The organism is Streptomyces sp. SAI-135 (assembly GCF_029893805.1).
In the GTDB taxonomy this organism is placed as follows: domain Bacteria; phylum Actinomycetota; class Actinomycetes; order Streptomycetales; family Streptomycetaceae; genus Streptomyces.
Map to the genome: position 1 here is coordinate 1,521,537 of NZ_JARXYP010000002.1, position 13,662 is coordinate 1,535,198.

10 protein-coding genes are annotated in these 13,662 nt (G+C 71.0%); 2 read left to right on the plus strand and 8 right to left on the minus strand.

From position 1 onward, the window contains the following. Positions 1–12: 12 nt before the first annotated feature. The 3 genes from M2163_RS11240 to M2163_RS11250 form a co-directional block, all read right to left on the minus strand. Entirely contained in the window at positions 13–1,173 is a 1,161-nt protein-coding gene (locus M2163_RS11240; RefSeq protein ID WP_280893889.1) for an FAD-dependent oxidoreductase, read from the minus strand. Continuing rightward, positions 1,170–1,532, minus strand: coding sequence for a bifunctional 3-phenylpropionate/cinnamic acid dioxygenase ferredoxin subunit (locus M2163_RS11245; RefSeq protein ID WP_037710117.1), 363 nt, complete (start codon positions 1,530–1,532; stop codon positions 1,170–1,172). The genes M2163_RS11240 and M2163_RS11245 overlap by 4 nt, the downstream gene beginning before the upstream one ends. A 148-nt stretch (positions 1,533–1,680) precedes the next feature. After that, positions 1,681–2,766, minus strand: a complete 1,086-nt coding sequence (locus M2163_RS11250; protein WP_280893890.1) for an S-(hydroxymethyl)mycothiol dehydrogenase — start codon at positions 2,764–2,766, stop codon at positions 1,681–1,683. Positions 2,767–3,108: 342 nt separating this feature from the next. Here M2163_RS11250 and M2163_RS11255 point away from each other — a divergent pair, with 342 nt between their 5' ends. Beyond that, complete coding sequence (locus M2163_RS11255; protein ID WP_280852919.1) at positions 3,109–4,974, plus strand: PAS domain S-box protein; 1,866 nt, start codon at positions 3,109–3,111, stop codon at positions 4,972–4,974. 10 nt (positions 4,975–4,984) lie between these two features. Here M2163_RS11255 and M2163_RS11260 read toward each other — a convergent pair whose 3' ends face one another. The 5 genes from M2163_RS11260 to M2163_RS11280 all read right to left on the minus strand — a co-directional run bounded on the left by M2163_RS11260 (position 4,985) and on the right by M2163_RS11280 (position 12,278). Continuing rightward, on the minus strand, positions 4,985–7,363 hold the full coding sequence (locus tag M2163_RS11260) for an excinuclease ABC subunit UvrA (protein WP_280893891.1): 2,379 nt from the start codon (positions 7,361–7,363) through the stop codon (positions 4,985–4,987). A 54-nt stretch (positions 7,364–7,417) separates the two neighbouring features. Then, entirely contained in the window at positions 7,418–7,765 is a 348-nt protein-coding gene (locus M2163_RS11265) for a VOC family protein (protein ID WP_280893892.1), read from the minus strand. A gap of 64 nt (positions 7,766–7,829) precedes the next feature. Beyond that, positions 7,830–8,420 carry a TetR/AcrR family transcriptional regulator gene (locus M2163_RS11270; protein ID WP_280893893.1) on the minus strand — a complete coding sequence of 197 codons (591 nt, stop codon included), beginning with the start codon at positions 8,418–8,420 and terminating at the stop codon, positions 7,830–7,832. 24 nt (positions 8,421–8,444) lie between these two features. Then, a complete protein-coding gene (locus M2163_RS11275; RefSeq protein WP_280893894.1) occupies positions 8,445–10,496 on the minus strand; it encodes a discoidin domain-containing protein in 2,052 nt (683 codons plus the stop codon). A gap of 156 nt (positions 10,497–10,652) precedes the next feature. Continuing rightward, complete coding sequence (locus M2163_RS11280) at positions 10,653–12,278, minus strand: cellulase family glycosylhydrolase (RefSeq protein ID WP_280893895.1); 1,626 nt, start codon at positions 12,276–12,278, stop codon at positions 10,653–10,655. A 173-nt stretch (positions 12,279–12,451) separates the two neighbouring features. On the opposite strand from M2163_RS11280, the gene M2163_RS11285 reads away from it, so the two are divergent. Beyond that, on the plus strand, positions 12,452–13,627 hold the full coding sequence (locus tag M2163_RS11285) for a bifunctional class I SAM-dependent methyltransferase/NUDIX hydrolase (RefSeq protein WP_280893896.1): 1,176 nt from the start codon (positions 12,452–12,454) through the stop codon (positions 13,625–13,627). Positions 13,628–13,662 lie beyond the last annotated feature (35 nt).

The following is a 13,662-nucleotide window of genomic DNA, read 5'->3' on the forward strand; positions in this document are numbered from 1 at the left end:
GCGGCGGTGCTGTCAGGCCGCTGCGGCGAGCTGCTTGCGCCAGCGCGTGAAGAGCCGCGGCTGGTTCATCCCGAGCACGGCGACCGGGTGACCGGAACGCCGGTAGACGGCCAGGACGTTGCGATCGTCCCGGGCGCCCTCCTCGATGGTCACGCTGTCGGCGGCGGCCGCGTGACCGGCGAACTGGATCTTCACGCCGTACTGGTCGGACCAGAAGTACGGCGGCCTCGGCGCGCCCGGTTCCACCGCACCGCCGGCCAGCAGCGCGGTGACGGCCGCGTCGGGCCGCTCCCGGGCGCCGGTCCAGTGCTCGACACGGCGGTGCAGGCCCGCGCGCGGGTCGTACCAGGAGGCGCAGTCCCCGACCGCGACCACACCGGGCAGACCGGTCCGGCCGTCGGCGCCGCACCTGACACCGTCGGCGAGCTCCAGGCCGGAGCCCGCGAGCCACTCGACGCAGGGGCGGGCGCCGACCCCCACGACCACGGTGTCGGCGGGGATGCTGCGGCCGTCCTCCAGCAGGACGGCCTCGACACGGCTCACGCCGCGCAGCCCCTGGACGCCGACCCCGCACAGCAGCCGTACGCCATGGTCGGCGTGGAGGGCCGAGACGATCCCGCCCATGGTCTCGCCGAGCGGTCCGGCCAGGGGGGTGGGGGCCGCCTCCACGACGGTCACGTCGAGTCCGAGGGCGTACGCGGTGGAGGCGACCTCGGCGCCGATGAAACCGCCGCCGATCACCACCAGCCGTCCCCCGAGGGCCAGTTCGTCGCGCAGGGCACGGGCGTCGTCCAGGGTGCGCAGGGTGTGCACCCCGGCCAGGCCGTCCGTGCCGGGCAGGGTCCGGGCGGCGGCGCCGGTCGCGATGACGACGCCGTCCGCCCGTACCTCGCTGCCGTCGGCGAGCCGTACGGCGCGCTGCGGGCCGTCGAGGCCGACGGCGCGGACGCCGAGGAGCCACTCGGCCCGCAGGTCCTCGTCGTCCGGCTCCAGCGCGAGTTCGGTCTCGGCCAGGGAGCCGGCCAGGAACTCCTTGGACAACGGGGGCCGGTCGTACGGGCGGTGCAGCTCGTCGCCGATGACCACGAGCCGCCCGTCGAAGCCCTGTCCGCGCAGCGAGCGGGCCGCCGAGAGTCCGGCGAGCGAGGCGCCGACCACGGCGACCATCCTCACGCGGGTCCGCCGGCGAGCCGGGCCGCGACACAGGGCGGCAGGTTGGGGGCGTCCAGGGACAGCCGGACGTAGATCATGCCGTCCTCGACGTGGACCTCGTGGGTGCGGACCGGACGCTTGGCCGGCGGGGCGTCGACGGCGCCCGTGCGCAGGTCGAACTTCGAGGCGTGCAGCGGGCATTCGACCTCGCAGCCCTCCAGCCAGCCGTCGGCGAGCGAGGCGTCCTGATGGGTGCAGGTGTCGTCGATGGCGAAGACCTCGCCGTCGTCGGTGTGGAACACCGAGACCGGCGGATCGATGTCGAGCCGGTAGGCCTCGCCTCGGGGGAGATCCACGAGACGGCACGCGGGAATCATCATGACACCTCGGTGCGTATAGCGAAACGGATTGCGTTGAACGCAACGTCAGTTTGAGGGCGCCCGCAAACCCTTGTCAAGGCGTCCAGGGGGCGGACACACGCGTGGCTCAGAGTTGCCTCATGCGCAACCTCATGCGCGATAGGAAACATCACAGCACCACCACGGAGCGCAGCACCTCGCCGCGCTGCATCTTCTCGAACGCCTTCTCCACGTCCCCGAGGCCGATGGTCTCGGAGACGAAGGCGTCCAGGTCGAAGCGCCCGCCGAGGTAGAGGTCGATGAGGGCCGGGAAGTCGCGCGAGGGCAGACAGTCGCCGTACCAGCTGGACTTCAGGGCCCCGCCGCGCCCGAAGACGTCGAGCAGCGGCAGTTCCAGTCTCATCTCCGGGGTGGGCACCCCGACCAGGACGACGGTGCCTGCGAGATCGCGGGCGTAGAAGGCCTGCTCGTACGTCTCCGGGCGGCCGACCGCCTCGACGACCACGTCGGCACCGTGGCCGCCGGTCAGTTCACGGATCGCCTCGACGGGGTCGGTCGCGCGCGAGTCGACGGTGTGCGTGGCCCCCATGGCGGTGGCCCGCTCCAGCTTGCGCGGGTCGACGTCGACGGCGATGACCTTGGTGGCGCCCGCGAGCCGCGCCCCCGCGACGGCGGCCATGCCGACCCCGCCGCAGCCGATGACGGCGACGGAGTCGCCGCGGCCGACGGCACCGGTGTTCACGGCGGCACCGAAGCCCGCCATCACACCGCAGCCGAGGAGCCCCGCGGCGGTCGCCGGGGCCGCCGGGTCCACCTTGGTGCACTGCCCGGCGGCGACCAGGGTCTTCTCCGCGAAGGCACCGATGCCGAGGGCGGGCGAGAGCGGGGTGCCGTCGAGCAGGGTCATGGACTGCGCCGCGTTGTGGGTGGCGAAGCAGTACCAGGGTCTGCCCTTGCTGCACGCCCGGCACGTGCCGCACACCGCGCGCCAGTTGAGGACGACGAAGTCGCCGGGTTCGACGCCGGTGACGCCCTCCCCCACGGCTTCGACACGGCCGGCCGCCTCGTGGCCCAGCAGGAAGGGGAAGTCGTCGTTGATCCCGCCGTCCCGGTAGTGGAGGTCGGTGTGGCAGACCCCGCACGCCTCCACCTGCACCAGCGCCTCCCCGGGCCCCGGGTCGGGTACGACGATCGTCTCGACGGTGACGGGGGCGCTCTTCGCCCGGGCGACGACAGCACGAACCTCATGAGCCATGGGTCACTCCTCCGACTGCGCTCTCGGTTGCCTCATTCGCGACAGGTATCGCTATGCGCAACCGAGCATCAGGGAGGGGGAGACATCGGGTCAAGAGGTCGGTTCCGGCCGGATCCGGAAGGCGTTCCGGCAAGGAAAGAACAGTTGAGGACATGTGGCCACGACGACGGCCGGGGTGCACTGTGATGGCCCCTACCGCCGGAGGAACAGGCAGGGATGGGCATGGGCGACGTCGCAGAAATGGACCCGACAACACCGACGTCGTCCGCCGCCCCGCCACCGCACGGGTGCGCCGCGGCCCGCGCGGGAGCGGCCGCGCACTCCCCCGTCCCTCGAGGCCCGGTGTCCGGAGCCGCTGAGGAAAGGTTCCGGGGGCTGCTCGAGGCCGCTCCGGACGCCATGGTCATCGTCGACGACGCCGGGATCATCAAGCTCGTCAATGCCCAGACCGAGGCACTCTTCGGCTACGCCCGCGAGGACCTGCTCGGCCGTCCCGTCGAACTGCTCATGCCGCACCGCTTCCGCGGCCAGCACGGCGTGCACCGCGGCCGGTACGCGGCCAACCGCCAGGTCCGCCCGATGGGTGCCGGACTCGATCTGCACGGCCTGCGCAAGGACGGCACCGAGTTCCCCGTCGAGATCAGCCTGAGCCCGATGGAGACGGCGGACGGACTCCTGGTCTCCGCCGCCGTCCGCGACGTCAGCGACCGCAAGGCCGCCGAGGCCCGCATCAACGAGCTCGCCGCCCTGGTCGAGTCCTCCCAGGACGCCATCCTCGCCAAGACCCTCGACGGGTACATCACCTACTGGAACGCGGCCGCCCAGCGGCTGTACGGCTACACCGCCGAGGAGGCCATCGGCCGCCACGTGTCGATGCTCTCCCCGGCCGCACTGCACGGCGACATCAACGCCCTGCTGAAACGGCTGCGGCACGGCGAGAAGGTGGAGCACTTCGAGACACTGCGGGTCACCAAGGCCGGCACCCTGCTGGACGTGGACGTGACCCTGTGGCCGACGCGGGACACCCGTGGGAAGGTCGTCGGCGCCTGCGCCATCGTCCGGGACATCAGCGACCGCAAACGCGCGGAGGCCGAGCTCACCGAACTGTACGAGCAGCAGCGGCACATCGCGCTCACCCTCCAGCGCAGCCTCATGGGCACCCCGCCCGCCCTGCCCGGCCTCGCCACCGCCAGCCGCTACCGCCCGGCCACGCAGGGCGCCGGCGTGGGCGGCGACTGGTTCGACCTGATCCCGCTCGGGGCCGGGCGGGTGGGGGTGCTCATCGGCGACGTCATGGGCCGCGGCCTGGAGGCGGCCGCCGTCATGGGCCAGCTGCGCTCGGCCGCGCACGCCCTCGCCAGGACCGGGATGCAGCCACGTCAGCTCATGCAGGAGCTGGAGAGCTCCGTCACCGACCTCGACGTCCCCGACCAGCTCGTCACCTGCTGCTATCTGACGATCGCCCCGGACACCGGCACGGTCACCGTCTGCTCCGCCGGTCATCTGCCGACCCTGGTCGCCGTCCCCGGCGAGGGGGTGCGCGGCCTGGACGTCCCGGTCAACGCGCCGCTCGGGGTCGGTGACGTGCTCTACGAGCAGTCGTCGGTGGCGGTCCCGCCCGGCGCCACGCTCGTCCTCTACACCGACGGCCTCATCGAGACGCCCGGCAGCGACATCGAGGAACGCGTCGGTGAACTCACCTCGCTGCTGAACGAGTTCTTCCTCGACGCACCGTGTCTGGAGGCCGCCGCCGACCACGTGCTCGCCGGTCTGCTGCCGGACGCGGAGAGCCACAACGACGACGTCACCCTCCTGCTCGCCCAGCTGCCGGACGCACCCCCGGACGCCGTGAGCACCGACCTCGCCGCCGTCCCCTCGTCGGTCCCGGAGGGCAGGGCCTTCCTGAGCAAGGCCCTGCTCTCCTGGGACTGTGCCGCCCTGGCGGACGAGGCGCTGCTGCTGCTCTCCGAGACCCTCACCAACGCCGTCCAGCACGCCGAGGGCCCCGTGGGGGTCCGCCTGTGCCGCACCGCCACCGGCCTCACCGTCGAGGTGAGCGACCACAGCCCGCATCTGCCCCAGCCCCGCCGGGCCGCCGACGACGAGGAGTCCGGCCGCGGTCTGCTCCTGGTCAGGACCCTCGCCGACAGCTGGGGCGTCCGCCCGACCGACGAGGGCAAGACGACCTGGTTCACGCTGCGGCTCTAGACGCGGTGCGTCACTCCCCCACGTACGCCGCCAGATGCTCCGCCGTGAGCGTGCCCCCCGTGGCGACGAGCTCCGCCGGAGTCCCCTCGAAGACGATCCGGCCGCCGTCGTGGCCCGCGCCGGGGCCGAGGTCGATGATCCAGTCGGCGTGAGCCATCACCGCCTGGTGGTGCTCGACGACGATGACGGACTTGCCGGAGTCGACGAGCCGGTCCAGCAGGCCGAGCAACTGCTCGACGTCGGCGAGGTGGAGCCCGGTCGTCGGCTCGTCGAGGATGTACACGCCGCCCTTCTCGCCCATGTGGGTCGCCAGCTTCAGCCGCTGCCGCTCACCGCCGGACAGCGTGGTGAGCGGCTGGCCGAGGGTGAGGTAGCCGAGCCCGACGTCCGAGAGCCGCTCCAGGATCCTGTGCGCGGCCGGCGTACGCGCCTCGCCGGTGCTGAAGAACTCCTCCGCCTCCGTCACCGGCATCGCGAGCACCTCGCTGATGTCCCGCCCGCCGAGGCGGTACTCCAGCACCGAGGCCTGGAACCGCTTCCCCTCGCACTCCTCACAGGTCGTCGCGACCCCGGCCATCATCGCGAGGTCGGTGTAGACGACCCCGGCGCCGTTGCAGGTCGGGCAGGCCCCCTCGGAGTTGGCGCTGAACAGCGCCGGTTTCACCCCGTTGGCCTTCGCGAACGCCTTGCGGATCGGCTCCAGCAGTCCGGTGTACGTCGCCGGGTTGCTGCGCCGGGAGCCGCGGATGGCGCCCTGGTCGACGGAGACGATCCCCTCGGCGGCCGGGATCGACCCGTGCACCAGCGAGCTCTTGCCGGACCCGGCGACCCCGGTGATCACGGTCAGCACCCCGAGCGGGATGTCGACGTCGACGTCCTGGAGGTTGTGCGTGCTCGCGCCCCGGATCTCCAGCGCGCCGGTGGCCTTGCGGACCGTGTCCTTGAGCCCGGCCCGGTCGTCGAAGTGGCGTCCGGTGACGGTGCCGCTGGTCCGCAGCCCCTCGACGGTGCCCTCGAAGCAGACCGAGCCGCCCGCCGTACCGGCTCCGGGGCCGAGGTCGACGACATGGTCGGCGATCACGATCGTCTCCGGCTTGTGCTCCACGACGAGGACCGTGTTGCCCTTGTCCCGCAGGCGCAGCAGCAGGTTGTTCATGCGCTGGATGTCATGGGGGTGCAGCCCGATCGTCGGTTCGTCGAAGACGTAGGTGACATCGGTGAGCGAGGAGCCGAGGTGGCGGATCATCTTGGTGCGCTGTGCCTCGCCGCCGGACAGGGTGCCCGAGGGGCGGTCCAGGGACAGATAGCCGAGCCCGATCTCCACGAAGGAGTCGAGGGTCTCCCCCAGCGCCGTCAGCAGCGGCCCGACCGAGGGCTCGTCCAGCGCGCGCACCCACTCCGCGAGGTCACTGATCTGCATCGCGCAGGCGTCGGCGATGCTGATCCCCTTGATCTTCGAGGACCGGGCGCCCTCGCTCAGCCGGGTGCCCTCGCAGTCGGGGCAGACCATGAAGGTGATCGCGCGGTCCACGAACTCGCGGATGTGCGGCTGCATCGACTCGCGGTCCTTGGCAAGCATCGACTTCTGGATGCGCGGGACGAGACCCTCGTAGGTCATGTTGATGCCCGCGATCTTCATCCGGGTGGGTTCCCGGTACAGGAAGTCCTGGAGCTCGCGCTTGGTGAACCTGCGGATCGGCTTGTCCGCGTCGAAGAAGCCGGACTCGCTGTAGAGGCGGTAGTTCCAGCCGCCGGCCTTGTAGCCGGGGATGGTCATCGCGCCCTCGTTCAGCGACTTGGAGTCGTCGTAGAGCTGGGTGAGGTCGATGTCGTTGACCGTGCCCCGGCCCTCGCAGCGCGGGCACATGCCGCCGACGATGCTGAAGCTGCGGCGCTCCTTCACGGTCTGCCCGGCGCGCTCCACGGTCACCGCGCCCGCTCCGCTGATGGAGGCGACGTTGAAGGAGAACGCCTTGGGCGAGCCGATGTGCGGGGTGCCGAGCCTGCTGAAGAGGATGCGCAGCATCGCGTTGGTGTCGGTGACGGTGCCGACGGTGGAGCGCGGGTCGCCGCCCAGGCGCTGCTGGTCGACGGTGATCGCGGTGGTCAGCCCGTCCAGGACGTCGACCTCGGGCCGGGCCAGCGTCGGCATGAAGCCCTGCACGAAGGCGCTGTAGGTCTCGTTGATCAGCCGCTGCGACTCGGCGGCGATGGTGTCGAACACCAGCGAGCTCTTGCCCGAACCGGAGACCCCGGTGAAGACCGTGAGCCGGCGCTTCGGGATCTCGATGCTGACGTCCTTGAGGTTGTTCTCGCGCGCCCCGTGCACGCGGATCAGGTCGTGGCTGTCAGCGGCGTGCGGTGTGTCGGTCCGCGTGGCCTTGCTCATGGTGACTGGTCCTCCCGTTTCGACAACTTCGAACACTATGTCGACGCGCACGCCTCAGCGCAGCTCCTGGACGCGGATCATGTTGCCCGCGGGGTCGAGGAAGGCGCAGTCCCGCATGCCGTACGGCTGCTCGATCGGTTCCTGGATCACCTCGGCGCGGGCCTGGAGCCGCTCGAAGACGGAGTCGAGACGGGGGGTGGCGAGCAGGAGCTCGGGGTCGTCTCCCGGCGGGCGCAGCACGACCGAGGGGCCGGCCCGGCCCGCGGGAGCGACGGTGATCCAGCGCATCCCGCCGCGGCCCACGTCAGCGCGCACCTCGAAGCCCAGTACGTCCCGGTAGAAGGCCAGGGAGGCCGCCGGGTCGTCGTGCGGGAGGAAACTCGCCCGAATCCGGATGTCCATGGCCGTCACGCTAGCCACGGCCACCCGGTCCGCGCTTCTCGAATCCTGACCGTCCCCGCGGGTCTCAGCGCACCAGTCCGGCGATGTGCGCCGTGACGGTGTCGAGGATGTCCGTCCAGGCGGCCGCGTCACCGAGGACGAGGTAGTTCAGGGTGAGCCCGTCGGTCATGGCTGCGAGATAGCGCGCCAGCACCGGGACGGGCACCCGCAGCTCCAGGTCCATGTCCTTGCGGAGCTGCTCGATGAGCTCGGCGTACGCCTCGCCGTACAGCTCGTACTGGCGTCTGGCCAGGTGCTCGAAGCCGGGCTCGCGCAGGGCGTACTGGGTGAGCTCGTAGGTGAGCATGTGCGCCTCGGGGTTGACGCGGACGTGGTCCCAGTAGGCCCGGAACCCGGCGGCGACGGTCTCCTCCAGGGTGTCCTTGGGACGCAGGGCGTCCTGGACCACGCCCACCGAGTGATCGGTGAGCGTGGTGATCACGGCCTCGACCAGGGCCTGCTTGGAGTCGAAGCAGTAGTGGAAGACGCTGAGGGACACACCGGCCTCGGCGGCGATGGACCGGGTCGTCGTCCTGGCGACGCCGTCCCGGGCCATCGCCCTGATCGCGGCTTCCGTGAGCTGTCTGCGCCGCTCGGCCGACGGCATGCGTGCCATGCGTCTCCCCCGCTGTCGATCCGGTCAGCCGCTGTGGACGCCGACCTCGTGGAGCGAGTATCCCCAGTCGGTGCCCCGGCCGAGACCGTGGACCCGGACGTAACGGGCCGGTGTGCCCGCGAACTTCGCCGTGTCGAGCCCGCCGTCACCGGAGGTCGTCGACCAGGCGGTCGTCCAGTCCGTGCCGTCCGTCGACAGCTCGATCCGGTACGACTTCCCGTACGCCCGCTCCCAGTCGAGCGTGACCTTGGAGACCAGGTTGGTGGAGCCCAGGTCCACCTGCCACCACTGGTCGTCGCTCCAGTCGCTCGCCCAGCGGCTGGAGTCGTCGCCGTCCACCGCCCGCCCCGGCTGGTAGCTGGTGAAGGGGTTGGACTCCGACGAACTGGCCGTGGCCGTACGCCCGTGGGCCAGGTTCACGGACGCCTGGTGCCGCTCGGAGGCACCCCAGGTGTCCAGGTAGGACTCGGCCCCCCGGAACAGGTCGTCGACCACGCCCTGTCCGCCGACGAGCCGGATGTCCTCGATCCAGTCCGGGATCAGGCCGACATGGGCCGCGCCGTCGGTGTTGAGGTCGAAGGTGCGCTGCCCGGACGTCTGCTTGTCGATGACCGACCCGCCGTCGACACTCCTGAAGGGGTACGTCACCTTGTTCGCGGCGTCCGCCCCGCGCGGTGCGGGGTGGTCTCCGATGCCGTTGAAGTCGGTGCCGTAGCCGTAGCCCACGTCGTACTTGGCGCGCAGCGCGTCGGTGCGCTTCGCCTCCGCGGCGAACCCTTCGGAGCCGTGCATGTACTGGGCCACGAAACCGCCGAGGGAGTAGACCCGCTCCGTCCAGTTGAGGTCCATCCAGCTGTGCGAGGAGAGCACGCCCGGGTAGTTCGCGGCCTCGAAGATGTCGAGCACCTGGCCGGTGGCCTTGACGCTCATGTGGTCGATCTCGAGCATCATCTTGCGTTTCATCATGCCGCGCACGGCGTACTCGCCGAGATCGGTGAGGCCGCGGACGTTGCACTGCGCGTCCTTGTCGTACGACGGGACCTCGACGCCCGCCGGCAGATCGCCCTCGGCCGCGGAGGCCGCCGTACCGATGGGGTTGTCGTGCTGCGGCCCCTTGCAGGTCTCCGTCTTCCAGAAGGTGCCGGTGGACAGGAACTGGCCGACGTTGATGGCGGTTCCGAGGCCGCCCTCGTCGAAGCGGACACCGCACAGGGCGTTGTCGAACTTGTGGCACAGGAACATCGACCGCACCCCCAGCCCGTACAGCTCGTCGAGCCCCTTGTCGATGTCCGCCCTGCTGCACTGGCCGATGTCGAGGATCTGCTTGCAGCCGAACGGCTCGGAGGTCTCGACGCCGAGGACGACCGCCAACTTGCCCTGCTGGATGACCTGTCGGGCCTGTGCGCTGTCCGTGACGATCCGGAACCAGCCCTTTCCGGTGCCGCCGTACATCCGGTCGATGAAGGCCTGGAGGTCGTAAGTGAGCTTGGCCTGGAGGCGGATGGACGTCATCTCGTCACAGCCGCGGTCCTTGAAGGGGTAGACGGAGCAGATCATCCCGTTGGTGACGAGGTCGTTGACCAGCACCCGCTGACCGCCGCGCCAGGCCCGCTCCACCCAGGCGTAGTAGTTGGCCTGGTGGGTCATCGAGTCGTACGCCGGCCAGTCCTTGAAGGTCGGCCAGCCGGTCGGGTCGTGCCTGCCGTCGCCGCCGTGGGTGATGTAGTCGAAGATCGCCAGGGTGCCGTCGGCGTAGTGCTCGGGGCAGTCCTTGAGCGCGTCGGCGACTCCGGACTCGGAGAACACCTTGCCGCAGATCAGCCGGCCGCCGAAGGCCTCGTTGGAGAAGAGGTGGTTGTGGGCGTCGACGAACCCGCGTACCTCCCCGGCGGAGTCGGTGCCCGTGAAGGGAGCCCCGGTCACGTTGATCTGGGCGTCGGGTGCGGGTCTGGCCGTCGGTGTCCACCAGTCGGTGGCCGCCGAGCTCGGCGTGGGGCCGAGGAGGGCGGCCAGCACCAGGAAGAGCACGGAGACGGCGGTGATGTTCTTGCGGCTGCGGCAGGAGCGTCCAGCCATGGCCCACGTCCCTCGGTCGGCGGAGGCGCCGTCGACCGAGGGCGTTCCGACTGCCCTGGGAGTTGTCATGACCGGCGCAATATATGCGTCGAGGATCGCGACCGAGCGCGTTCCGAGTCAAGGGTCCGGGACAGTTGACCTGATGCCTGGGGGACATCAACCGTTCACGCAGGCCGCTCCGTTGAGAGTGAAAGCGGTCGGCGCGGTGTTCGTGGCGCCCTTGCTGCCGATGAACCCGAGGGTGACCGAACCCCCGGCCGCGATGGTGTTGGTGTAGGAAGCCGGGGTGACGGTCACCGCACCACCGCTCTGCGCGGCGGTCCCGCCCCACATGGTGGAGACCGTCTGCCCGTCGGTGAAGGTGAAGCCGAGTCTCCAGCCGGTGACGGCCGCGGTGCCGGTGTTGCGGAGGACGATCTCGCCCTGGAAGCCGCCCTGCCACTCGCCGACCACCCGGTAGCCGACGGAACAGCTCCCGGCGGGCGTGTTCGCCGTGGTGACGCTCACCGTCGCCGAACGGGCCGACCGGTTGCCGGCGGCGTCCCGGGCGTAGACGGCGAAGGAGTACGCGGTACCGGCGGTCAGGCCGGCCACGGTCACCGAACTCGTCGTCGAGGACGCCACCTTGGTCTCGGTGCTCCCGCTGACCCGGACGACGTCGTACCCCGCCACGCCAACGTTGTCAGAGGACGCCGTCCAGGACAGCTGGGCGGAGGTCGCCGTCACCGCGGAGGCGGTGGGGGTGCCGGGGGCGGTCGGGGCCTGGGTGTCGGTGGAGCCGCCGCCGAAGACGGTGGCCTCCTTGGCGGTCTGGGCGATGCCGTTGGCCCCGTTGAAGATGCGCTGACCCCACGCCGTCATCTGTGCCGGGTCGAAGTTCAGCACGAGGTCGAGGACCGGGTCGGTGTTGCCGCTCCAGGACCAGGCGAGGTAGCCGAGTCTCAGCTGTTGGGCCGTCGCCATCATGGTGTCCTCGTCGGGATCGCCCCACTGGTCGGCGGGTCCGCCGAACTCCCCGATCACGATGGGCAGCTTGGCGCTCACGAAAGCGTTCAGGTAGTCGGTGACCTCGGCCGCGGTGTCGAAGACGCTGTACATGTGGATCGAGAAGATCAGGTTGCCGGTGGTGTCGGCGGCGTACACGGACCGGGCGTTGGTACGCATCACCTGCTGCCAGTCCTGGCCCCAGTTGGGCGCGTCCACCATGATCGTGTGCTGGAAGCCGGCGTTGCGGAGCTTCTCGATCGCCGCGACGGTCGGGGCTGTCCAGCCCTCCGGACCCGTGTTGCCCCAGGGCTCGTTGCCGATGTTGATGACGATGTAGTCCTCCTGGCCGGCCAGGACGTTCTTCAGGCCGATCCAGTAGTCGGCGGCCTGGTCGAGGGTGCCGGCGGCACTGTCCTCCCCGTAACCGGTGGTGTCGTGGACCTCCAGGACGCAGATGAGCCGGTTGGCCTTGCACTGCGCGATGACGTCGCCCACGTCGGCGGCGCTGTTGGCGGTCCAGCGGTGGCCGTCGGCGAGGACCACGCGGACGGTGTTGGCGCCCTGGGCCTTGATGTCGGCCAGCGAGCCCAGCTCGTTCGGATACCAGGTGTGGGCGTGGTTGACGCCGCGCATCACGAAGTCGTTGCCGTTGCCCTCGACCAGGCGGCCGTTGCTGATGTGCAGACCGGCGGCCTGGATGCCGGGTTCCTGGGCGGCCTGGGCCGTGCCGGGGCAGAGGGCACCGAGGACCACCAGTCCGACGAGGGCCGCCAGCCGGGCCAGAAGGGCGCTCAAGGGGCTCTTTCTCGTTCTTCTCACTGCGGCTCCAGAGGTGGGTGAGGCAGTCGGAAGGAGGATGGGAGCGCTCCCATAGAAGCCAACCCGTCAAGTACACGTCAAGATGCGCGACGGCAAAGGGCTGCGGGCGCGCATAGAGTTCCGAGCCTCGACCACCGCACCTGGGAGGCATGTTGACCACGCGCCCCGTGGACCCCGACTCCGTCAACGCCGAGGCCTGGCACGTCTACGGCGAGCACCATCTGCGGCGCGGCACCGTGCTGCCGGAGCCGGCGCGGTTCGACTGGGGCCTGCGGGACACCGGCCCGGGCGCCGAGATCCTCGGCGAGCTCGCCGGACGGCGGGTCCTGGACCTCGGCTGCGGACCGGGCCGGCACGCCGCGCATCTGGTCCGGACGTACGGTGCCGCGGTCGACGCGGTCGACTCCTCCCCCACCCAGCACGAACGCGCCCGCGCCCGTTACGGCTCCCTGCCCGGTCTGCGCCTGATCAGGGCCGACGCCGTCGAACACCTCCGCACCGCGGAGCCGTACGACGTCGTCTACTCCGTCAGCGCGGTGCCGTACCTCGATCCCCGACGGCTGCTGCCCGCCCTCGCCGCGGCGCTCCGGCCCGGCGGGACGCTGTGCTTCACCGTGCTGCACACCAACTCGCACGGGGCGGGCCCCTCCTCCGTCGTCGAGGCCCGGCCCGAGACCCTGCGGCTCGCCGGGGGCGGGGAGGTGACCGTGTGGATGTGGGTGCTGACCGAGGAGCTCTGGACGGATCTGCTGGGCGAGCACGGACTGCGGGTCGAGGGCGTCGACGTCCTCGACGCGCCGGAGGAGGGCAACCACGCTTCGTACCGCGTCTTCCGGGCGACCCGGCCGGCCCGGGTCTCCTCCCGGCCGCGCGGCAGCCGCGCTCCGGTCCCGCACGCGGCGATCGGGGTCGGCGCCATCCTGTACGGCCCCCGCGGGCTGCTCCTCGGCCGGCACCGGCGCGGTACCTGGGAACTGCCCGGCGGCACGGTGGAGCCCGGGGAGTCACTGGAGCAGACGGTCGTGCGCGAACTCCGCGAGGAGACCGGCGTCGAGGCCGGCCCCGTGGACGTCCGGCTGCTCGGCACGCTCCTCGACGACGTCGACGGCGTGGTGCGGATGACCGTGGCCGCCCAGGTCACCGCCTGGCGGGGCGAGCCGTGCGACCAGCCCGGCGAACGCGTCGGCGACTGGCGCTGGTTCCCGCTCGACCGGCTCCCGGAGAACCTCTTCGTGTGCAGCGCCCAGGGCCTGACCGCCTGGCGTCCGGACCTGCCGATCGACCACACTCCGGCGCACTTCACGCAGTTCGCCGACCACAGCTGAAGGCGCGGGACGACATGGAACGCAACAACGTTCCC

What these genes read in the sequence shown, in the direction of transcription:
- M2163_RS11245 (WP_037710117.1), bottom strand. Translation starts at nt 1,532, where the DNA reads ATGATGATTCCCGCGTGCCGTCTCGTGGATCTCCCCCGAGGCGAGGCC.
- M2163_RS11250 (WP_280893890.1), bottom strand. Translation starts at nt 2,766, where the DNA reads ATGGCTCATGAGGTTCGTGCTGTCGTCGCCCGGGCGAAGAGCGCCCCC.
- M2163_RS11260 (WP_280893891.1), bottom strand. Translation starts at nt 7,363, where the DNA reads ATGAGCAAGGCCACGCGGACCGACACACCGCACGCCGCTGACAGCCAC.
- M2163_RS11265 (WP_280893892.1), bottom strand. Translation starts at nt 7,765, where the DNA reads ATGGACATCCGGATTCGGGCGAGTTTCCTCCCGCACGACGACCCGGCG.
- M2163_RS11270 (WP_280893893.1), bottom strand. Translation starts at nt 8,420, where the DNA reads ATGGCACGCATGCCGTCGGCCGAGCGGCGCAGACAGCTCACGGAAGCC.
- M2163_RS11275 (WP_280893894.1), bottom strand. Translation starts at nt 10,496, where the DNA reads ATGGCTGGACGCTCCTGCCGCAGCCGCAAGAACATCACCGCCGTCTCC.
- M2163_RS11285 (WP_280893896.1), top strand. Translation starts at nt 12,452, where the DNA reads ATGTTGACCACGCGCCCCGTGGACCCCGACTCCGTCAACGCCGAGGCC.